At 58.6% G+C, this 19528-nt stretch carries 21 protein-coding genes; 12 read left to right on the top strand and 9 right to left on the bottom strand.

Translation table 11 applies throughout. The features are described 5' to 3' along the window. Positions 1–41: 41 nt before the first annotated feature. Complete coding sequence (locus AAAX77_RS06945; RefSeq protein ID WP_124786494.1) at positions 42–422, top strand: translation repressor RelB; 381 nt, start codon at positions 42–44, stop codon at positions 420–422. After that, positions 415–906, top strand: coding sequence for a PIN domain-containing protein (locus tag AAAX77_RS06940; RefSeq protein ID WP_349105489.1), 492 nt, complete (start codon positions 415–417; stop codon positions 904–906). Before AAAX77_RS06945 ends, AAAX77_RS06940 begins: the two co-directional genes overlap by 8 nt. 178 nt (positions 907–1084) lie before the next feature. On the opposite strand, the gene AAAX77_RS06935 is transcribed toward AAAX77_RS06940, so the two are convergent. From AAAX77_RS06935 to AAAX77_RS06925, 3 genes are all read right to left on the bottom strand, one after another. After that, positions 1085–2020 (bottom strand): D-2-hydroxyacid dehydrogenase, encoded by a 936-nt coding sequence (locus tag AAAX77_RS06935; RefSeq protein ID WP_349105487.1) that lies wholly within the window; start codon positions 2018–2020, stop codon positions 1085–1087. Between the two features lie 130 nt (positions 2021–2150). Further along, complete coding sequence (gene map / locus AAAX77_RS06930; protein WP_035137617.1) at positions 2151–3038, bottom strand: type I methionyl aminopeptidase; 888 nt, start codon at positions 3036–3038, stop codon at positions 2151–2153. Positions 3039–3198: 160 nt separating this feature from the next. Continuing rightward, positions 3199–3975, bottom strand: a complete 777-nt coding sequence (locus AAAX77_RS06925) for a radical SAM protein (protein WP_349102934.1) — start codon at positions 3973–3975, stop codon at positions 3199–3201. A gap of 225 nt (positions 3976–4200) precedes the next feature. Here AAAX77_RS06925 and AAAX77_RS06920 point away from each other — a divergent pair, with 225 nt between their 5' ends. The 8 genes from AAAX77_RS06920 to AAAX77_RS06885 all read left to right on the top strand — a co-directional run bounded on the left by AAAX77_RS06920 (position 4201) and on the right by AAAX77_RS06885 (position 11127). After that, positions 4201–4998, top strand: coding sequence for an alpha/beta hydrolase (locus AAAX77_RS06920; protein WP_349105485.1), 798 nt, complete (start codon positions 4201–4203; stop codon positions 4996–4998). A 211-nt stretch (positions 4999–5209) separates the two neighbouring features. Continuing rightward, positions 5210–7090 (top strand): HD domain-containing phosphohydrolase, encoded by a 1881-nt coding sequence (locus AAAX77_RS06915; RefSeq protein WP_349105483.1) that lies wholly within the window; start codon positions 5210–5212, stop codon positions 7088–7090. Positions 7091–7113: 23 nt separating this feature from the next. Continuing rightward, on the top strand, positions 7114–7470 hold the full coding sequence (locus AAAX77_RS06910) for an Hpt domain-containing protein (protein WP_349105481.1): 357 nt from the start codon (positions 7114–7116) through the stop codon (positions 7468–7470). Between the two features lie 229 nt (positions 7471–7699). Further along, positions 7700–8260 carry a hypothetical protein gene (locus tag AAAX77_RS06905; protein WP_349105479.1) on the top strand — a complete coding sequence of 187 codons (561 nt, stop codon included), beginning with the start codon at positions 7700–7702 and terminating at the stop codon, positions 8258–8260. A gap of 8 nt (positions 8261–8268) precedes the next feature. Beyond that, entirely contained in the window at positions 8269–8598 is a 330-nt protein-coding gene (locus AAAX77_RS06900) for a helix-turn-helix domain-containing protein (RefSeq protein WP_089572320.1), read from the top strand. A gap of 144 nt (positions 8599–8742) precedes the next feature. After that, positions 8743–9504, top strand: coding sequence for an ABC transporter ATP-binding protein (locus tag AAAX77_RS06895; protein WP_349105478.1), 762 nt, complete (start codon positions 8743–8745; stop codon positions 9502–9504). Then, positions 9501–10325: a hypothetical protein gene (locus tag AAAX77_RS06890; protein WP_349105476.1), complete on the top strand. Its 825-nt coding sequence runs from the start codon at positions 9501–9503 to the stop codon at positions 10323–10325. The genes AAAX77_RS06895 and AAAX77_RS06890 overlap by 4 nt, the downstream gene beginning before the upstream one ends. Then, positions 10309–11127: a hypothetical protein gene (locus AAAX77_RS06885; RefSeq protein ID WP_349105475.1), complete on the top strand. Its 819-nt coding sequence runs from the start codon at positions 10309–10311 to the stop codon at positions 11125–11127. Before AAAX77_RS06890 ends, AAAX77_RS06885 begins: the two co-directional genes overlap by 17 nt. 112 nt (positions 11128–11239) lie before the next feature. Here the strand turns inward: AAAX77_RS06885 and AAAX77_RS06880 are convergent, their stop codons facing one another. The 6 genes from AAAX77_RS06880 to AAAX77_RS06855 form a co-directional block, all read right to left on the bottom strand. After that, a complete protein-coding gene (locus AAAX77_RS06880) occupies positions 11240–12049 on the bottom strand; it encodes a gamma-glutamyl-gamma-aminobutyrate hydrolase family protein (protein ID WP_349105473.1) in 810 nt (269 codons plus the stop codon). A gap of 51 nt (positions 12050–12100) precedes the next feature. Beyond that, positions 12101–12865, bottom strand: a complete 765-nt coding sequence (locus tag AAAX77_RS06875) for an amino acid ABC transporter ATP-binding protein (RefSeq protein WP_006234892.1) — start codon at positions 12863–12865, stop codon at positions 12101–12103. Between the two features lie 36 nt (positions 12866–12901). Next, positions 12902–13735, bottom strand: coding sequence for an amino acid ABC transporter permease (locus AAAX77_RS06870; protein WP_349105471.1), 834 nt, complete (start codon positions 13733–13735; stop codon positions 12902–12904). Beyond that, positions 13732–14391, bottom strand: coding sequence for an amino acid ABC transporter permease (locus tag AAAX77_RS06865; RefSeq protein WP_006234894.1), 660 nt, complete (start codon positions 14389–14391; stop codon positions 13732–13734). Before AAAX77_RS06865 ends, AAAX77_RS06870 begins: the two co-directional genes overlap by 4 nt. 138 nt (positions 14392–14529) lie before the next feature. Further along, positions 14530–15525, bottom strand: coding sequence for a glutamate ABC transporter substrate-binding protein (locus AAAX77_RS06860; protein WP_349105469.1), 996 nt, complete (start codon positions 15523–15525; stop codon positions 14530–14532). Positions 15526–15808: 283 nt separating this feature from the next. Beyond that, positions 15809–17593 (bottom strand): 1-deoxy-D-xylulose-5-phosphate synthase, encoded by a 1785-nt coding sequence (locus AAAX77_RS06855; RefSeq protein ID WP_349105468.1) that lies wholly within the window; start codon positions 17591–17593, stop codon positions 15809–15811. Between the two features lie 228 nt (positions 17594–17821). Between AAAX77_RS06855 and AAAX77_RS06850 the strand changes: the two genes are divergently transcribed. Together AAAX77_RS06850 and AAAX77_RS06845 are read left to right on the top strand one after the other, a co-directional pair. Beyond that, on the top strand, positions 17822–18358 hold the full coding sequence (locus AAAX77_RS06850) for an HD domain-containing protein (protein ID WP_349105467.1): 537 nt from the start codon (positions 17822–17824) through the stop codon (positions 18356–18358). Positions 18359–18361: 3 nt separating this feature from the next. After that, the gene (locus AAAX77_RS06845) at positions 18362–19381 is read left to right on the top strand and encodes a putative ABC transporter permease (protein ID WP_349105466.1); all 1020 of its coding nucleotides are present in this window, start codon (positions 18362–18364) and stop codon (positions 19379–19381) included. Positions 19382–19528 lie beyond the last annotated feature (147 nt).

Here is a 19528-nt window from a genome sequence, read left to right as displayed (position 1 = left end):
CATAGAGTTTTATGATAGTTTTGAAGTATTAAGGAGGGGTCATGACCACAACAGCCGCTCAGATCAACGTGCGTCTCGATGCCGATCTCAAAAGGAGTGGGGACGCCGCTCTCTCCAGGGCCGGTATGACGCCGAGCCAAGCGGTGCGAGCGCTCTGGCAGCTTGCAGCGTCGCTGGCCGATCGCCCCGGTGCGCTCGAGGATATCCTGCTGCCCAGTCGTGCCCGGGCGGAACAGCGCGAGCGCGAAAAGGCCGCCAAACGTAAGCTCGAGCTCATGGATCAGGGGTCGAAGCTATTCGCTGCCGCTTGCCGTGAGTCAGGAATCGATATGGTCAAGGCTCAGCCATCGGACGACGAAGAGCTCAAACGGAATGCCTATGCTGATCGCTATGGCGAGGAGATGAGCTGGCTCTATGAGTGAGAATCCTAAGCGTATCTTGGTTGACACCAACGTCTGGCTTGATTATTTCATCCCTTCACGACGCGGTCGTTCGGCGGCAATTGAGTTTTTGCGTGATGCGTGTACGGCTCAGGCTGAGCTGATGTATGCGGCGACATCGTCCAAAGACCTGTTCTATTTGATTTCGAGTGAACATAAGGCGTGGTATCGGCGAGAGCACGGTTCGCTGTCTCAAGATGCCGCTTCGGCGGCGACATCACTCGCATGGGATTGTCTTGATGTGTTGTCGCAACTTGCTACGCCCGTGCCCTGCGACCTGAGCGACATATGGATGGCGAGTAAGCAGCGTGAGCTCCATGGCGATTACGAAGACGATTTAATCATCGCGGCAGCGATGCGCGCAAAGACAGACCTTCTGGTCACCAACGATGTCAAGCTCTGCTCACACGCACCAGTCGCCGCAATGAGCGTAGAAGACGCAAAGAATTACTTAGCAACGCTCTAACAATTTGAAGACCCCACAGGTTGAACAAAAGTCAGCGAGAGCTCGCCAGAGCGAGCAAGGTGACGTGAAAGAGGAGGGCATTGGCCTTTTGGCCATGCCCGACGATTGAACGCCAGATTGCCGCTCTGGCGGGCTCGTAGCGTCGAGGGGTTCCGGCGTTTGGTAAAACGCCGGAACCCTAATGTTCGATCCAGCAGCGAAGCGTCTCGCCGGCCTGCAGATGACGCAGATTCTCCGCGGCGATGTCTACGACATTGTTGAGCGTGGCTGCCAGGTGGAACCATCCGGAGACGTGCGGTGTGACGAGCATGTTGGGCGCATCCCACAGGGGGCTTGTCGCAGGCAGCGGCTCGGGGTCGGTGACGTCGACCGCGGCGCCGGCAAGGTGTCCGGACTCAAGAGCGGCAACCAGATCGTCGGCAACAACAAGGTCACCGCGGCCGCCATTGGCAAAGAAGGCGCCCGGTTTCATCGCGGCGAAGAACTCGGCGTTCGCCAGGCCGCGGGTCTCGGGCGTGCTCGGCATAAAGGATGCGACGACGTCGGCTTCGGCCAGGCGCTCGGGCAGGGCATCCATGCCGTCCATGTCCTCAAATACAATGGGGTAGACGAGCGGATGGCGCTTGATGCCGCGGACGTGCGCACCCATGCTGCGGCAGAGCGTGGCAAAGTGGCCGCCGATATCGCCTGCGCCCAGCACCAGCACATTGGCGTTTTTGAGCGAGGTAACCGGCCCCAAATCCTCCCAGCGATGCTCACGCTGCAGATCGTGATAGCCGGGCAGGCGCTTCATCATGGAAAGGACCATGGCAAACATGTGCTCGCTCACGGCTTGGCCGTAGGCGCCGATTGAGCAAGACAGCTTGGCGTCGGCTGGCACGGTACCGGCGGCAAGGTAATCGTCATAGCCGGCAGTCTGCAATTGCAACAGCTGGAGATGTTCGCATGCCGTGAGCATGTCAGGGTCGATGTTGCCCAAGATCACGTCGGCGTTGGCGACCTGCTCGCGCGTGGCGGCGTCGGCACTCGTGTAGAAAAAGTCCTCGCCCGGAGCACTCGACTCAAGAATTGCGCGATGACGGTCGTTGACGGGCAGCAAAACCAGGATGTTCACAAGCAGTCCTCTCCGCTCGACCTGCCAAAAAGGGACAGGTTTATTTTGACAGGTTTTATCAGGCAAAACGTTCAAATAAAAACGCCGGATGCAAGACGAGCGTGCCCGTCAGCATCCGGCGTATCTACAGCTACCAGCTCAGCAGCTCGTAACCATCCTCGGTCACCACGAGCTGTACCTCGCACTGGGCCGAATCGCTGCCGTCCTTGGTGCGCACGCACCAGCCGTCGCCCTTGCTAATCTTGATGTCGGGTGCTCCGGCGTTGACCATGGGCTCGATGGTAAAGACCATGCCCGGAGCCATGATGGTGTCCACATCGGGCGCCTCGGTGGTAAAGCCCACAAATGGGTCCTCGTGGAACTCTTTGCCAATGCCGTGCCCGCCGTACTCGCGCACCACGCTAAAGCCGGCGTCCTCGACGGTCTTTTGCACAGCCTCGGCCATAACGGAGAGCGGTAGCCATGGCTTGACGGCTGCCAGACCCGCCTCCACGCTGGCACGGGTGACGTCGACCAGGCGCTGGCGCTCGGCCGAGACCTCGCCGATGCAGAACATGCGGCTCGAATCACTAAAGTAACCGTCCAAGATCGTGGAGCAGTCTACGTTGATGATGTCGCCCTCGTGCAGCACATCCGCATCGCAGGGGATGCCGTGGCAGACGACGTCGTTGATCGAGGTGCACACGCTCTTGGGATAGCCCTCGTAGTTAAGGTCGGCCGGCGTGCCACCGTGCTCGACGGTGTAGTCGTAGATCATCTGGTCGATCTGGTTGGTGGTCATGCCTGCGGCGATATGCTCGCCCACATAATCGAGCACGCCCACGTTGATGGCTGCCGAGCGCTTGATGCCCTCGATATCGGCGGGAGTCTTGTAGAGCGTACGGGGCAGAACCTCCCAGCCTTCTTCCCACAAGCGCTCGAGGCGCTCATCAAAGGCGCTATGGCATTTCTTGTATTTCTTGCCGCTGCCGCACCAGCAAGCGTCGTTGCGGCCGGGCACGGGTCCTTTGTCATACATGGCTAACTTCCTTTCATTCGCAGCTAGTATAGCCCACCCACGCGGCCATAAAAGTTGCAGTGATATAGTTCCGATTTAAGCGGTTTAACAGCACAAACAGGAACTATATCACCGCAACTGATGGAGCGGGGTGGCGGGCACTAGCTGCTGCGTGGTTTTGCTAGTAGCTCACCTGGCAGGGAATGCCGAGGGCGCGCACGCGCGCGGCAATGGCGTCGAGCACCTCAGGCGCCGCTTTGGCAAGGCCGGCGATCGGTGTCTCGCGCGCCACCGTGTAAATGGTTGCTTCTTGTGGACGAATGCGCTCAAGCGCCACGAGCCAGGGGGCAACGTACTCCTCGCCGGTGTTGTCGATGGGCTTGCCCTGATACTCACCGGTCAAAAAGATCGTCTGGATAATAACGTGACCGTCAAAGCTTTCGAACGTCTCAATCTGGTGCTCGACGTCGTAGGGGCCAACAGGCTGGTCGAGCAGCTGGATAAACGCCGGGTCGACGGTATCGAGCTTAAGAATGTTGTCGTCGACCATCATGAGCGCATCGTGTACCTGGGGACGGTCGGCGCGTGTGCCGTTGGAGAGCACGGCGATCTTGGAGTTTGGGGCAAGCTCGTCGCGCAGCGCGACGGCGCCGGCGATGGCCTGCGGAAACTCCGGCGCGGCGGTGGGCTCGCCGTTGCCTGCGAAGGTGATCACATCGGGGAGCTCGCCCTCGGCTGCCATCTCGCGCAGCTTTGCCTCGAGCGCGTCGAGTACCATGGCAGCTGTGTTATACGGCTCATGGCAGGGGCGCTCGGCGTTGAGGCCGTTTTCGCAGTAGATGCAGTCGAACGTGCAGATTTTGCCGCTGGCCGGCATCATGTTGACGCCGAGCGAGAGGCCAAGGCGACGGCTGCGAACGGGCCCAAAGATAGGGCTGGCATTCAAAAACGTAGACATAGGCATATGCTCCTCAAGACAATTGTGCCTAAGCATAGCATCGGCTCCAAAGCAAGGTGCGGGCTCTTGCTTTACAAGTTTCGTTTTTTCACGTCGCTCATTATGCCGTGCCATGAAAAGCCTCGGGTCGGGTAAAGTTAATCTGTTAACAAGGTGTAAAGCAATGCGGGTCCATCCAATCGTGCTGACGTGCAACTGGATGAGCATTGATGATGGGGGCACAACATGGATTTTACGGTCGAGAATGCGGGCACCACGATTGCCTGTCGCGAATATGCCGGCCCGGATGTGTCGCCTGATGCTCCTGCCTTGGTGTGCGTGCACGGCGCTTGTGTCGACGGCACATTTTTCGACGGCATCGCTTGTGAGCTCAGTCGCAACTACCGCGTAATTGCCTACGACCGCCGCGGCTGTGGTGGCAGCAGCGAAGCGGCAGACGGCAGCTATGATCTTGCCGCTCAGGCCGCCGACCTGCAAGCCGTGATCGAACACGTTGGCGCTTCGGCAAATGTGCTTGCGCACAGCGCCGGTACGTTGGTGGCGCTGGAGCTTCTTCGCACCGAGCCCCATCTCGTCGCCCGTGCGATTCTGCATGAGCCGGCTGTGTCGGCCGAAGGCGTCGGCATGGGCGCAGCTCCGGTTTTGCTCGATATGATTGCGGCTGGAAAGGTTTCAAGGGCGCTCCGGCTTTTCTTGGGAGCCCTCGGCGACTTGGACCCCGAGGCTCCTGGAACGACCGAGGCAGAAGCCAAGCATGCCCTGCGCAACGGCCGCAGTTTCATGGCAAACGAATACGGGATTACTATGACCTGCGTTCCCGATTGGGATAGCGTTCGCGCGTCGAAAACGGTGGCCGCCGTGCTCCTAGGCGAGCTCTCGATTGGCACGCCCCGCGAGGCTGGCACGCGAGCGGCTGCCGAATATCTCGATTGCCCTCTCGTGACGATCCCGGGCGCGCATAACGGTCTGCGCGATCGCCCGGCAGCGGCTGCCCGGGCTGTCCGTGGCATCCTGTGGCTCTAGCATCTGCAATAGCCAAAGCAGGCTTCATCCGCAAACGTTTCGGCCGTATTAACAAACGTGCTCAAAACCTCGCGTCTGCGGCTTCAATCGCGCCGTCTGCCAACTCATAAGAATGTGGCAGCATTCACGTACTTACCTGCATCGACAAGGTGTTACCCTTGTAACATTTGGAACCCACCGCTACCATGCGAAACTATCGAAAGGGCCCCATATGCTCAATAATCACGAGGTCAATCTAACCGACGAGGAGGCCGCCGCTGAGGTCGCCCGCGTCGCGAAGACCTACCCCGTGGTACGTTTGCTGTCGGCCGATCAGATTAAGAGCGAACCTAACTGCCTGCTCGCCGGCGATCGGTGTCCTTGTTTGCGCCAGTCGAGTCTTGAGGCTTTGGCAGATTCCGATGAGGTGTCGGAGCAACTGCTCAATGATGGGACTGAGTACCGCGCCCGTCTACGCCCTCTGAAGGTCGAGGGCGAGCCTCACGTCTTGCTGATGGTGCGTCCGATTGATGAGCAAGAGGCCGCAGAAGAGGACCTTGTCTACACCGACGTGCTGACGAGCGTGCGCAATCGCCGATATTACGAGGAAAAGCTCCGTAGCGCCCGCATGAATGCCGGCGTTGCGATGATCGACGTTGATGATTTTAGGGCCTTCAACGATACGTGTGGCCGTCATGCCGGCGACCTTGCGCTCGGTGCTGTGGCGACAGCCATACGCAGCGGAATTCGTTCGACTGACGAGCTTGTGCGCTATGGCTGCGACAAGTTTGTGGTTGTCATGCCCAATATTCCCTCCGATGACTTCACCCGTCGCCTGCATCAGGTGTCCGATGCCGTTCATTCCACGATTATTCCGGGCCATGAGTACGTGAGCTTGACGGCATGTGTTGGTGGCGTTCGCATTCATGGCGAGACGGTCGATGAGGGCGTTGGCCGCGCTGCTCAGTTACTGAGCCGCGCTAAGGCAAAAGCCGGTACGGTCGTGACCGATGCCGATTCCATCGAGGCCTTCCAAAGCGAAAAGCCTTTGGTGCTTATCGCCGATGACTCCGAGATGAACCGAGCCATTCTCAGCGAGATGCTCAAGGACGAGCATTGCATCCTCGAGGCCGATAACGGTCGTGCGGCGCTCGACATGGTCGACCGCTATGGCGATGAGTTGTCGCTCGTGCTGCTGGACATTGTGATGCCGGGCATAAGCGGCTTTGAGGTGCTGGCCGATCTGTCGCGCCGATCGGGTATCGATAATCTGCCTGTCATCATGATTTCGAGCGAAGATTCCGATGATGCGGTTCTGCGCGCGTACGAGCTGGGCGCCTCGGACTATATCAACCGCCCGTTTGACTCCCGTATCGTGCGCCGCCGCGTAAGCAACACCATCCGCCTGTACGCCAAACAGCGCCGCCTGACGAGCCTGCTGTCCCAGCAGTACAACGAGCGCGTCAAGAACAGTCGCATGCTCATCGACATCATGGCTGGCGTCATGGAGCTGCGCAATGGCGAGAGCGGCAGGCACGTCACGAACATCGAAAAGCTGACCGAGCTGCTGCTTGGCTGCCTGGTCCAGCGTAGCGGCACGATCTCCCTCGACAATGAGGAACGCTCCACGATTGCCCTGGCTTCGGCGCTGCACGATATCGGCAAGATGTCGATTGACGATGCGATCCTCAACAAGCCCGGACGCCTTACGCCCGATGAGTTCGAGATTATGAAGACGCATACCACGATCGGCGCCGACATGCTGCTTGAGCTGGGTAGCCATCACGCCGGTAATGCGCTTATGGAATATGCGTACCAGATTGCGCGTTGGCACCACGAGCGCTGGGACGGCAAGGGTTATCCCGATGGCCTTAAGGGCGACGATATCCCCATCGCCGCGCAGGTGGTTTCGGTGGCCGACGTGTACGATGCGCTGACGAGCGTGCGCGTATACAAAGACGCTATCCCGCACAAGGAGGCAATCCAGATGATCCTGGACGGTAAGTGCGGCACCTTTAACCCGCTGTTGCTCGACTGCCTGCTCGAGGTGCAAGACCGTATTGCCGAGACGTTGGCACGCCCCGCCGACGTTGTCGCGTTTCCCACGATTTAGTTTGACCAAAGGAGCTTTAATCCATGATTTCCATGCGTGAGGCGTATGAGAAGATCGGCGCTAATTATGATGACGCGTGCGCTCGGCTGATGGGCGAGGAAATGCTTGCCCGCTTTGCCCTCAAGTTTTTGGATGACGAGAGCATGGACAAGCTGGAGGCCGCCATGGCGGCAGGAGACGCCGAAGGTGCGTTTATGGCAGCGCACACGCTCAAGGGCGTGAGCCAGAACCTGGGATTCGATAATCTGTACGAGCCGGCGGTCGTGGTGACCGAGGCGCCGCGCGGCGCCGATGCCGTTGACGGCGCTCGCGAGGGAATGCATGCGTTGCAGCAGCAATATGCGGCTACGATGTCGGCCCTGCGCGAGGCGGCCGAGTAAGAGGCTGTGAGCCTTGATGACTATGAGCGTGGATAATCTCCCGTTTTAGGCCCGGTGGCGGCCTCAAAGTGGGAGATTATCCACGCTCGTTCGGTAAGTGTCCGAAAATCCACGCTCACCCCTTCTGATTAGTGAATGGCCCATGCGCACTGGCGGGGCTTTCCGCATGCAATCCATATCGTTGTTCGATAAACTGTTCGAATAACGATAGAGTCGATGAGGGTGAGTTATGTCCAACAACGTTCAGCGTATGGCCAAGGCGGGCGAAAATATCAGGAAGCTTGGTTTTTGCATGGCAGCCGTTTTTGCAGGGATGCTCGTCGCTTTTGCCGCGTTGGTTGTTTACGTGATCTGGTATGCGGTTGCAAACGTTGTTTCTGTCGATTCTTTCGGTGTCGTGACGCTTCTCAATGGCGGGAGCATCGTTATCCCAAGCGGGCTGTGCCTGGCACTCGCCGTGGGTGTTTCGCTTGTCGTTTTGTGCGGAATCAGCCATAACATCTCTCGGGGCGTCTCGCCCTTTACCAAGGCGCATGTGCGGCTTATCCGTGTTCTCGCGCTTGCCTTTGCTGTTAACGCCGCGGTTTCGCTTGTTGGTGCCTATGGATCGGTCAATCTCACCATTGGCGGACTGGAGCTTTACATTGTGCCTCATTCCTTCGTTATTGAGATTTGCCAAGGCGCTACCTTTGATGCGGGGTCGTTTATCGGCGCAGTTGTCTGTTTGTTTATCTCGGCGATCTGGAGTTATGCCTCGCTGCTCCAAGAGCAGTCTGACGAGCTTGTGTAGGAGGAAACATGAGCTATCTCATCATCGAGCTTGAGACGCAGCTGCTTAAGACCGGAAAGACCAGCGCTGATCTGATTCGGGCGACGGGGCATACTCCGGCTAATATTTCAAAGCTTAGAAACGGAAAGATAAAAGCTATTCGCCTAAAGACGCTTCTCGATATCTGTGATGAGCTTGATTGTCAACCGGGAGATATTATTCAGCGCGTGAGCGAGAAAGAGCTTGAGGAGCTTATTGTCGAGCGTGCAAAAAACGTTGTGAGGCAGATGCGGGACGGCGGAGGCAATGAGGCGTCGCTTCCGACATCAGTCTTTGCTGTCGATTTGAGCGACGAGTAGCTTAGGGCGAACAACTAAAACGAAATATCAGCGTGAAGGGACCCGTGTCTAACACGGGTTCTTTCTTTTAGATTATCTTGACAAATATGAGTTATCGAAAAACAATAATAACTATGGAAAACGATAAAGTAAAGAAGGAACGATATGAGCGGTTTTGCTATCAAGCGGAACGGGAGGCCGATGAACGCATCAGCGATAAAGCTATCAAAGGTGTCAAAGCGCTATGGGAAACGGCGTGTGTTGCAAAACGTTTCCTTCGAGGTACACCAGTCTGAGCTCTGCGCCCTTGTTGGTGCAAACGGTGCGGGCAAAAGCACGCTTATTAAAATCGTCTTGGGCCTCTGCGAGCCATCGTCGGGGAGCGTGGAGCTCTTTGGAGGCAAATCAAAAAAAGAGCTTGGTCTGATGCGGACGCGTGTCGGCTATGTGCCAGATTCCAGCGGAACATACCAATCTCTCAACGCGGTTGAGAATCTTCAAATCCGATGTGCGGAATGGGGACTTGATGAGAATCGTGAGATTCCTCGCGTTTTGAGCCTAGTCGGGCTGGACGTCGATGAAAAAAAGAGCGTAAGCAGTTTTTCTCTGGGAATGAAGCGGCGGCTGGATATAGCTACGGCTTTGTTGGGTGACACTGACTTGCTAGTTTTCGATGAGCCAGCAAATGGATTGGACCCGCTGGGCATCGAGAGTATATGGACCCTTATCGGCCGATTGAATCGAGAGCAGGGTAAGACCATGCTCATCTCTAGTCATGATTTGGATGAGTTGGCATCGGTTGCAACAAGTTGCCTGTTTATTCATGACGGTAAACTGCTGAAAAAGGAATCGATGGATGTCATAAGGGACGAGGCGCCGTCCCTAAAAGAATATTACAGGCGCTTGATGAAGGCGGTCTCGCTATGAAGCGGGCGATTCATCCCATAAAGGCGGACATGATACGTTTACACAGGATGTTTCCGGCGAAGTTTGGTCTTGCGCTTATGCTGGCGTTCGGCCTTCTCTTCGGCATCTTTCTAAAAAACGGAACAACGTTGCTCGCCTTTGGCAATAGCGTTTTTGGGGAGGATATTGGCTTCTGCTGGAATGTAATCGATCCTTCTGCACCCGATGAGTCCCTTGTGCGTAGCGCCTTTGCCGGCACATCTCTGCTTGTGCCGCTCATCGTTTGCCTGGTAATTCTACAGGAGCGTGGCTATGAAGAGGGCTGCCGAATTTCTTTGGCAAGAGGTCTCAACCGCTTTTATGGGGCTCTAGCCCATGCATTTTCGTCTGCTTTAATAATTGGCGCAGCATATAGTGCGCTTTGCCTTCTTCTTTTTGCAATAGCCATAATACGTGGAGGGCATAACTACTCGCACGACATGCTAACTGTATTTTTGCCTGCAATGATAGTCAACGCCGTATTGGTGATATCGGTTGCGTTGGAGACGACGACCATCTATCGGATTACAGGCAGCGCCGTATTGAGCGGGGCTGTGGTAATAATCGGATTTGTCATGAGCTTGACGCTCTACGGAACTTACCTTCAGACGCCCATACCGTCCTTGCGATGGATCTTCTTTCTTCCGGGGCCGTACCTTGGAGTCGGATGTGCCCTTGGGTATAGCGATATGGGGCAGCTGACGCTTCTGGGATATGGCGCGGCAGCCAGCTGTCTATCGGTATTGATTTACGCTCTCGTGAGCTTTCGTGCTGGGGGTGTGCTCAATGGCTCGTCAGACTAGAAGATTCCTTCATTCAGAATTGAAGCATGTGAGCAAATGGACGTACGCCTTAATCCTGGTAATTTATTCGTGCATGGTGGTATTGCAGCTTAGTTCTTTCCCGATGTGGTTCTGTAGCCTCCGTGAGAACAGTTTCTTAGGCTTTTTCCCAGACCCGACGCTTCGGCTATCGGCAGAGGATGTCCTTCTATTTGGTAATGCAGAGGTTTTTCGCGGTCTGCTGTTCAACGTAGCCCCGTTGGCTCATGCATTGTTCTTTCCGTTCATCGCGGCTTGCATTGTGCCGCGCTTTGTCAGTTCGGGCTTTATTGAGGAACCGTGGGGGTTGTCGGAGGCTCGGGGAGGGAAGCGTGTGTGCGCTATCGTTGCGCGAGTGGTGCTGTCTTCTTTTGCCCTTTTGGGCGCGTTTATCCTGTCGAGTGTCGTTTTGTACTGCCTTAACTGCGCGATCGTTTTAGATGCTCAACAGTATTTCAACCTGAATATTTTTTGCTATCGACTTCTTCTGGCGAGTGTCGTCTGCCTTGCATACGTGGTCTCTGGCGTGATTGCCGTTTCCTATTTTGGATCCGGCTTCGGTCCGATTGGCATGCTGCTGCTTGTCAACGTTGTAGCGATCTACATACAGCTCGGGGCCAATTCCATACTTCCGCTTCCGTCCTCGATGCTCATGTGGATTTGTGGCGTGACCCCGTTGGGGAATAGTCAATGCATTTCGATTCTAATTGACTGCCTAATAAACGTAGCAAGCGTTTTTGCCATTTGCTTTGCCGTCGACCGATTGCGGTCGAGATTTCTTTGATTGTTTGTGAGGGATAATCATACCGAGCATACCAAATACAGGGGGGCGCGGGCACCGTGGCTGATGTCCGCCCCCCTCGGCATGGAAGGTTTAAGCCTGTGTGATTCGCGAGCTATCGCGCCTGCTTAACCTTTGCCGCTGCCTCGACAAACGACTTCCACAGGTTAAAGTCGGTCTCGAGCGTCTTCCACGTGTACTCAGGGTGCCATTGCACGCCCAGGCAGAAAGGCTGGCCTTCGACTTCGATGCACTCGGGAACGCCGTCGGTTGCCTTGGCGACCAAGCGCGTGCTTTTATCCAGACGATCGACGCAGCAGTGGTGTGCGGAGTTGGTCTGGATCAGCCTGTGCCCGCCAACCGCGCGTTCGAGCAGCGAGCCCGGCACAACCTCGACGGGATGCACGGGATCGTTGAGCACGTGGGTATGGCGCCACTGCGTGCGGCCCTCGCGCGCACCCAGGCTCGGCACGTCCATGCACAGGGTGCCGCCGGTGGCGACATTGAGCAACTGCGTGCCGCGGCAGGTGGTAAAGAGCGGCTTTTTGGCGCGAAGTACCTCGTTAACCAGCTTAAACTCAAAACGGTCGCGAATCTCGCAGCACAGCGTGGGGTCGTAAGGACGCTCGTCGCCCCAGCGTTTGGGGTTGACGTCCGGACCGCCGGGAATGGCGATGCCGTCGGCGATTTCCACGTAATGACGGATAACGTCGACGTCTTCGGTAATGGACATCTGCAGCGGCAGACCGCCGGCGGCAAGAATGGCGTCGACAAAGACACTTGCGATTTCTTCGTTGGGGGAGAGCATCTCGGTTAAAAACGGCTCTGCCTCTTCCCAGCGCGGCGCGACGAGGATGAGCGGACGGTCGGCGGGGGCGACGTCGACATGTGGGGTGTAGGACGATGAAGTGCGAGTTCCGATCATAGGTGTAACTTTCGAGTTTGGATGGGCATGGCTGGCGGGTGGGCGGTCTGGCTAGTGACCCTTGATGGAGTTGAGGAAGTCCTGGGCGCGCTTGGTCTGGGGGTGGTCGAAGAACTCGTCGGGCGTGCCGGTTTCTACGATCTGGCCGTCGGCCATAAACACGACGCGGTCGGCCACGCGGCGGGCAAAGTTCATTTCGTGCGTGATGACAATCATCGTCATGCCCTGCTGGGCCAGACGGACCATGACCTCGAGCACCTCGTTGATCATTTCGGGATCGAGGGCGCTTGTGGGCTCGTCAAAGAGCATGGCCTTGGGTTGCATGGCAAGCGAGCGGGCGATGGCTACGCGCTGCTGCTGGCCGCCCGAAAGCTGTGCGGGCACCTTATCGGCCTGCTCGGCAACGCCTACGCGGCTCAGCAGGTCCATGGCGCGCTCACGGGCCTCATCCTTGGAGACGCCCAACACGTCGACCGGCCCCAGCATGACGTTCTGCAGTACGGTCATATGTGCAAACAGGTTGAACTGTTGGAACACCATGCCCAGTTCGGCGCGCATGCGGGCAAGGTCCTTGCCTTCTTGCGGCAGGGGCTCGCCTTCGATGAGGATCTCGCCCGAGTCGATGGTCTCCAAGCGGTTGATGGTGCGGCACATGGTCGACTTGCCCGAGCCCGAGGGGCCAATTACAACAACGACCTCGCCGCGGTCGACCGAGAGATTGATGTCGTTGAGGACATGTAGATCGCCATAGTGCTTATCGACGTGTCTGAGCTCGATCAGCGGCTGATTGCCGGTTGAAGAGGTGCTCTGTGCCATGGTGCTCGGCTCCTTATGATTCGAAATGGTAAAGCGTTAGCGGATGATGGTCGCGCCGGTCTTGTGCGAAACGTAGACAGCGGCCTTGTTGATCGCGACGTTGATGAGGATGTAGATGACCGCGATAACCAGGTAGACCGACACGAGGGCGTCGTAGTTGGTAATGAGCACGCGGGCGTTTTGCATGAGGTCGGGGTAGCTCACCACGTAGGCGACGGTGGTGTCTTTGACTACGACCACAAGCTGCGAAATCAAGGATGGAATGATAAACCGAATAGCCTGCGGCAACACGATTTTAAAGGTGATTTTAGCCTTGGAGAGACCGAGTGCCTGGGCCGCCTCGACCTGGCCGCGCGGCACGGCGTTGACGCCGGCGCGGAAGATCTCGGCCAGCACGCCGGCGGCAGCGAGCGCGACGGGAAGCGTGAGCATCCAAAACGACGGCAGCGCAATTTTGTACTGGGGCAGCACCAAAAAGAAGAAGTAGATGAACAACAGGCTCGGTACGCCACGGAAGAAATCGGTGAGCACGCGGCAGACCAGCTGCAGCGGCTTAATTTCGCTGGTACGGCCGAGCATAAGGGCTAAGCCCAGCACCAGCGCGATGGCGCCGGCGGTGAGTGCGACTTTAACGGTGCCCTCAAAGCCGGCAAGCAGGAACTTCCAGGTGGTGAGGTGCGTAAAGAAATACCAATAGTGGACCGAAAGCTGACCGGTCACATAAAAGCGCTGCAGTACCAGGATGGCGAGCGCGGCGACAGCGACGAGCGAGATGGCGGTGCCGATGCGAATCTTGGCGCGCATCTTGGGGCCGGGAGCCTCGTAGAGTGCATCGCGCATGGTGAGTGCAGGGGAGGAATGCTTGCTCATCGGAGGATCCTCACCTTCTTATCGATGTAGTTGCCAATGTGGCTCACCACAAAGGCCGTGCCCAGGTAGCCGAGCGCCGAGATAAAGAACGCGGCGACGCCGCCGAGCGAGCGTGTGTTGATGTAGCTCACCACGCCGGTGAGCTCCTGCGGTTTAAGCGGCACCTGGCTGCCGAGCGCGGTGGTGAGCATGACGGCGATAAAGAGGTTGGTCATGGGCAGCACGCTCGAGCGCAGTGCCTGCGGAATCACGATCTTGGCGAGGATGCGGTTAAAGCTCATGCCGAGCGAACGGGCGGCTTCGACCTGGCCGACGCCGACGGTGTTGATGCCGCTCATAAAGTTCTCGGAGCCAAAGGCCGAGCCCAAAAGGACTGTGGCGACGATAACGCAGGTGCGATAGGGCAGGACGACCTTGAGCGGCGGTAGCGCATAGACGACAATGATGAGCAGCGCGATGCCGGGGATGTTACGGAAGACTTGGACATACAGGTCGCCAAAGACGCGCAGCGGCTTGAGCGGCGACACGCGCATCACGGTGACGGCGACGGCCAGCACCATGGCGATGGCAAACGACTCAAGCGTCATGCCCCAGGTCGCTAGCAGCGCGTCGATATAGTTCTGGCCATAGAGCGACCAGAGTTCGGAGAGACTCATGCGGACCTCCTGCCGATAAGGAAAGGGGCTCCCGTGTGTACGGAAGCCCCGACAACTCAGTGAGGAAACAGTTTACCGCAATAAAGCGCATCATGCGTTTCCATATGGTTTCGTTGCGGCCGTTACCAGGCTCGCTGCCTAGGCGCCGATCTCGGGCAGCTCGGGAACGTTGGTGTCGCCCGTACGGTCGCCGATGCAGATCTGCCACAGCTCAGTCCAGGTGCCGTCGTCCTCGATCTTCTTAAGGAAGTCGTTGACAAAGGCGACGCCGTCGGAATCGAGCGGCAGACCGATGCCATAGGGCTCCTTGCTGCCGAAGGGCTTGCCGGCGATCTTGTACTTACCGGGCTCGCGGACCAGGGCGCTCTGCTGCATGTTGTTATCGATGACGTAGGCGTCAACGCGGCCCTGCTGGAGTGCCTGGCGGGCCTCCTCGTCGGTCTTGAACTCCTGCTGGCTGGCCTTGGGGGCGAATTCCTCCAGGATGGCGGGGCCGTTGGAGCCGGACTGGACGGCGACGTTCTTGTCGGCCAGGTCGTCAACGCTCTTGATGTCGTCGTTATCGGCGAGCACCAGGATGGCCTGCTGGGTGTAGTAGTAGGGGCCGGCAAAGGAGACGAGCTTCTTGCGCTCGTCGGTGATGGTGTAGGTGGCAAAGACAGCGTCGACCTGGCCGTTCTGCAGGACGGACTCGCGCGTGTCCGAGGTCACCTGGGTGATCTCGACCTTGTTCTCGCCCAGGATGTAGTTGGACAGAAGCTGCGCGATGCCGGCATCGAAGCCGCGGGTCTGACCGTCTTTCTCGTTGAGGAGGGAGAAGAGCGTGGAGGTCTGAACGCCACCGATCTTAAAGACGCCGGCGTCCTTGACGGCCGTCGCCCAGGTGCTGGCGGCGATGGCATCGTCATCGGCCTTGGGGCCGTTGTCGACGAGCTTGTCGAATGCCTTAGCGTCGAGCGTGGTGGAAGCCTCGGTATCCTCGGAGCCCTTGGAGGAGCCGGCGGCGGAACCCTTGTCGGCCTCGGCGCTGGTGTCGGAGCAGCCGGCAAGACCAAGGCCGGCGACGGTTGCGAAGGTGGCGGCAACGAAGCCGCGGCGGTCGAGAACGACCTGCTGGGAGAGGTTCTTGCTCATGGTAGAACACCTTTCTCAATAAAATCCCTAGCGGTTGAGTAGAGTTATACCCTATCGCGCTCAAATGGGTCAACACGAAATAACTCAGAAACATACTTACCTTATGGGTAATTCTATCTACCAAAAAGGGACAGGTTTATTTTGGCAGGTTTTATCTGGGAAAACGTCAGTTATTGCAGCTGAAATAGCGTTTTGCAGACGGCATGATCGCTCACAGCGGTCGCTATAATGGCGGCAACGAAAACCACCACAAAGGTGCCTGTCCCCTTTGTGGTGGTTTTCTCTAGTGCTGATTGAGTAGTCTTACGGCTTCGGCGGCCATGTTCTCGACCGTCATGCCGTTCTGTGCGAGCAATTCGTTGGGGTCGTAGCGGTCGGGGAAGCCCTTGGCGATGCCGAAGGTGCGCGTGCGCAACGGCGTGCATGCCAGATAACATGCCACGCGCTCGCCCCAGCCGCCGTCCAAGATGCCGTCCTCGAGGGTGACGACGACGCGATGCTCGGCGGCAAGGCTGTCGAGGAACTCGCGGTCGAGCTCGGTTGCGAAGCGCGGGTTGACGAGCGTGGCCTCGATGCCGTACTCGGCAGCCAAGCGGTTTGCCACGCGCTCGCCCAGCTCAAAGAAATCGCCAAGCGCGAGCACGGCAACGTCGCGGCCCTGACGCACCACGTTGTAGCGAACGGCGCTGTAGTCGGTGTCTTCGGCGGGCGCCAGATCGGGACGGCTCACCAGGCCGATGCCCGGTACGCGGATCGCCACGGGATGCTCGCGATGGTCGAGCGACCAGCTCAGCATGGACAGATATTCCTCCATGCAGACCGGCGCTAGGTAGCGCATGTTGGGAAGAGCGCCCAGCATGGAAATATCGAAGAACGAGAGGTGCGTCTCGGATGTGGTGCCAAAGATCGACGCGCCAAACACCAAGATGGTTGCGGGGGCATCGTTGAGGCACAGGTCGTGCCACAGCTCGTCGTAGGCGCGCTGCAAAAACGTGCCGTACACACCAAAGACTGGCTTGGCGCCCGAGCGCGCAAGCGCGGTGGCAAAAGTTACGGCGTGCTCCTCGGCAATGCCCACGTCGACAAACTGTTTGCCGGCGGCAGCGCGAAGCTCGGGTGTAAAGCCCATGATGTAGGGCGTGGCGGCTGTGATGCCCACGACCTGCGGATCGCGCTCGATGGCGGCGCTGAGCGCCTCGCCCGTGATATCGGCATAGGTGCGCGGTGCGGGCTCGCTCGGATGGCCCGGGCAGAGCTTGCGGCCGGTCGCCATGTCAAACGGACCCACGTGGTGCCAGCGTTCCGGGTCGCTCTGGGCCGGCTCAAAGCCCTTGCCCTTGGCGGTCGAGACGTGCAGCACGATGGGGTGGTCGATGTCGCGCAGCTCCTGCAGCGCGTCGACGAGGGCCAACACATCGTTACCGGCGTCCAGATAGCGGTAGTCGAGCCCCATCGCGCGGAAAACGTTGCGCTCACAGGTACCGTTGCTGGCGCGCAGCTCGGCCAGATTGCGATACAGGCCGCCATGGTTCTCGGCAATGGACTGGTCGTTATCGTTGACGATGATGATCAGGTTGCTATCGAGTTCGGCGGCATTGTTGAAGCCCTCAAACGCCAGGCCGCCCGAAAGCGAGCCGTCGCCAATGATGGTGATGACGTTGTACGCATCGCCCGCCAGGTCGCGCGCGTGGGCAAGGCCGCAGCCCAGGCTCACCGACGTGGAGGTATGGCCCATGGCGAACAGGTCGTGCTCGGACTCGTCGGGATTGGCAAAGCCAGAAGCCTCACCATAACGCTTCGGATCGATATAAGTGTACGCGCGCCCCGTCAGCGCCTTGTGGGCGTAGGTCTGGTGCGAAACGTCAAAGACAATCTTGTCGATGGGGGAGTTAAACACGCGATGAAGCGCAACCGTAAGCTCAACGACGCCCAGGTTGGGGGCAACGTGCCCGCCGACGGCGGCGGAGCTTTCGAGGATTGCCTGGCGGATCTCGCCGCAGAGCTGCGGGAGCTCGGCGCGATTAAGAGCCTTGACGTCCTCGGGCGTTGTCGTTTGCGTAAGCAGCATCGTTGTGGGTTACTCCATGCGAATCGAGCGCCGGCGCTCCCTCGGCCGGCACAATTGCACAAAACAGTCTCGCACATTTTGGCGTTTGATATGTGACGGCGGCGCGGTAATTCGCCAACCGGCGGGGCAAAACGTTTTGTCCGATGCCATACTGATAGATTCGATGATGATTTTATTTCATGCGTGTAGGCCGTGGCTTGCCGCCGTGAGCCGCTGGAAGGAGGCAGCATGTCCGATGCCGTTCGTGCCGAGAAAATCGCGCACGAGGTCGACGATGCCGCCCGCCAGCTCGCCCAGGTGGGCCGCTTGGACCTGACGCGCGAGTTTATCCAGCATGGCGACGTGACGGTCTATGCACATGTGACTTCGGTAGCGCGGGCGAGCCTGTCCTTTGCCGAGCGCTTGGGCCGTGCTGGCATTTCGGTCGACCGTGCCTCGCTGCTGCGCGGAGCCTTGTTACACGATTACTTTCTCTACGATTGGCATGACCCCGACCCGAGCCATCGACTGCACGGATTTCGGCATCCGTTTTTTGCCCTAGCGCGTGCGGAGGAAGATTTTGAGCTGACGTCGCGCGAGCGGAATATTATCGTGCGGCATATGTTTCCGCTGGTGCCGGTGCCGCCGACGTGTCGTGAGGCATGGATTGTGTGCCTGGCAGATAAATGGTGCGCGCTGCGCGAGACGGTCGCCGGCCGTCTGTCGCGCAAGGACGAGGCAGACGATGGCGTGAGCAGCGAATCGAGCGAAAAGAGGAGGGGGTAGACGGTGGGAACCGCGATTGATATGGCTTTTGGCGGCGCGACGCTTGCCGCCTGCCCGCTCTCGGCGCTGGTGCTTTCGTTTGCCTTCTACGGTTTTTGCGGTTGGGCATGGGAATCGACGGTCTGCGCCATGCTCAACCACGGACGCTTTGCCAACAGCGGCTTTTTGCTGGGGCCGTGCTGCCCCATCTATGGTGTGGGCGGCACGGCCTGCTGGCTTTTGCTGCGCGGGATTCCGGATGCCTCGAGCCAGTTTGTCGCCGCGGCGCTTGTATGCAGCGTGATTGAGTACAGCGTAGGCGTGCTGCTGGAAAAAACAACGGGGGCTCGCTTTTGGGACTATTCGCACCTGCCGTTTAACCTACACGGACGCATCTGTCTGTACTGGGCATGCGCGTTTGGCTTGGGTGCGTTGTGCATTTGCCGTTTAGTGGAGCCGGCATTGTTGGGGCTGCTTGGCCATCTGCCGGTGCTGATTGTGCGGCTGTCCGCCTTTATCGTCGCGGTTGCGATGATGGTCGACGCGGTGTGTTCGTTGGCGAGCTGGCGGCGTCTGTCCGATCAGCTGGAGCGCGTCCGGGCCGACCTTGCCGACCGCATCAACGAGTCGCTCGCCGATGCGTCCGACTCCATGCTCGAACGTATTCCCGATTCGGCGATCGACTCGGTGGCACAGACGCATATCCGCAGCCGTGCCGTTAACGCGTGGCTGGCGGAGCTGGGCGATGCGACGCTCGATGCCCTTCGTGAGAAGGCTTCGATGCCGACGTTTATCTCGGATGGTGCTCGCGGCCTGGCGCTCGCTGCCCGCCGCGTGGCCGATGCCGCGCCGAGCATGCCGCGTCCGTCGCTCAGCCGTCGCCTTGCCGGTAAGCGCATGAGCCGTCCGGTACCGAGCGTGTCACTCAGTCGTCGTGACCTGCGCTTTTTCAATGCCTTCCCGCGTCTGCGCATCAATCGCTACGAGGGCGTCATCCGAGCTACCGACCTCCGCGACCGAGCCCGCGAGCTGTTCCGCCACTAGCCGGGATGGGCGCGCTCACGGCTCCCTTGCTCGCGTATTTCCCGTTCGTTTCGCGTCCGTTGCCGCGCCGTTTCCAAGATTGCGGCACCGTTTCCATTCGACAACGCAGCGTTTAACAACGCCGTATCTGGTCTATACCAGTTGCCC

It is taken from the genome of Collinsella sp. CLA-ER-H6, from assembly GCF_040092305.1.
Classification (GTDB): Bacteria; Actinomycetota; Coriobacteriia; order Coriobacteriales; family Coriobacteriaceae; genus Collinsella.
This window is presented reverse-complemented; position numbering and strand designations above follow the sequence as displayed.

Bases quoted from the DNA above. Each gene is read 5' to 3' on its own strand.
- AAAX77_RS06940 (WP_349105489.1), top strand. From the start codon at position 415: ATGAGTGAGAATCCTAAGCGTATCTTGGTTGACACCAACGTCTGGCTT.
- AAAX77_RS06875 (WP_006234892.1), bottom strand. From the start codon at position 12,865: ATGGCACAGAGCACCTCTTCAACCGGCAATCAGCCGCTGATCGAGCTC.
- AAAX77_RS06905 (WP_349105479.1), top strand. From the start codon at position 7,700: ATGTCCAACAACGTTCAGCGTATGGCCAAGGCGGGCGAAAATATCAGG.
- AAAX77_RS06850 (WP_349105467.1), top strand. From the start codon at position 17,822: ATGTCCGATGCCGTTCGTGCCGAGAAAATCGCGCACGAGGTCGACGAT.
- AAAX77_RS06855 (WP_349105468.1), bottom strand. From the start codon at position 17,593: ATGCTGCTTACGCAAACGACAACGCCCGAGGACGTCAAGGCTCTTAAT.
- AAAX77_RS06885 (WP_349105475.1), top strand. From the start codon at position 10,309: ATGGCTCGTCAGACTAGAAGATTCCTTCATTCAGAATTGAAGCATGTG.
- AAAX77_RS06915 (WP_349105483.1), top strand. From the start codon at position 5,210: ATGCTCAATAATCACGAGGTCAATCTAACCGACGAGGAGGCCGCCGCT.
- AAAX77_RS06925 (WP_349102934.1), bottom strand. From the start codon at position 3,975: ATGTCTACGTTTTTGAATGCCAGCCCTATCTTTGGGCCCGTTCGCAGC.
- AAAX77_RS06860 (WP_349105469.1), bottom strand. From the start codon at position 15,525: ATGAGCAAGAACCTCTCCCAGCAGGTCGTTCTCGACCGCCGCGGCTTC.
- AAAX77_RS06890 (WP_349105476.1), top strand. From the start codon at position 9,501: ATGAAGCGGGCGATTCATCCCATAAAGGCGGACATGATACGTTTACAC.
- AAAX77_RS06900 (WP_089572320.1), top strand. From the start codon at position 8,269: ATGAGCTATCTCATCATCGAGCTTGAGACGCAGCTGCTTAAGACCGGA.
- AAAX77_RS06895 (WP_349105478.1), top strand. From the start codon at position 8,743: ATGAGCGGTTTTGCTATCAAGCGGAACGGGAGGCCGATGAACGCATCA.
- AAAX77_RS06920 (WP_349105485.1), top strand. From the start codon at position 4,201: ATGGATTTTACGGTCGAGAATGCGGGCACCACGATTGCCTGTCGCGAA.
- AAAX77_RS06865 (WP_006234894.1), bottom strand. From the start codon at position 14,391: ATGAGTCTCTCCGAACTCTGGTCGCTCTATGGCCAGAACTATATCGAC.
- AAAX77_RS06870 (WP_349105471.1), bottom strand. From the start codon at position 13,735: ATGAGCAAGCATTCCTCCCCTGCACTCACCATGCGCGATGCACTCTAC.
- AAAX77_RS06910 (WP_349105481.1), top strand. From the start codon at position 7,114: ATGATTTCCATGCGTGAGGCGTATGAGAAGATCGGCGCTAATTATGAT.
- AAAX77_RS06945 (WP_124786494.1), top strand. From the start codon at position 42: ATGACCACAACAGCCGCTCAGATCAACGTGCGTCTCGATGCCGATCTC.
- AAAX77_RS06880 (WP_349105473.1), bottom strand. From the start codon at position 12,049: ATGATCGGAACTCGCACTTCATCGTCCTACACCCCACATGTCGACGTC.
- map (WP_035137617.1), bottom strand. From the start codon at position 3,038: ATGTATGACAAAGGACCCGTGCCCGGCCGCAACGACGCTTGCTGGTGC.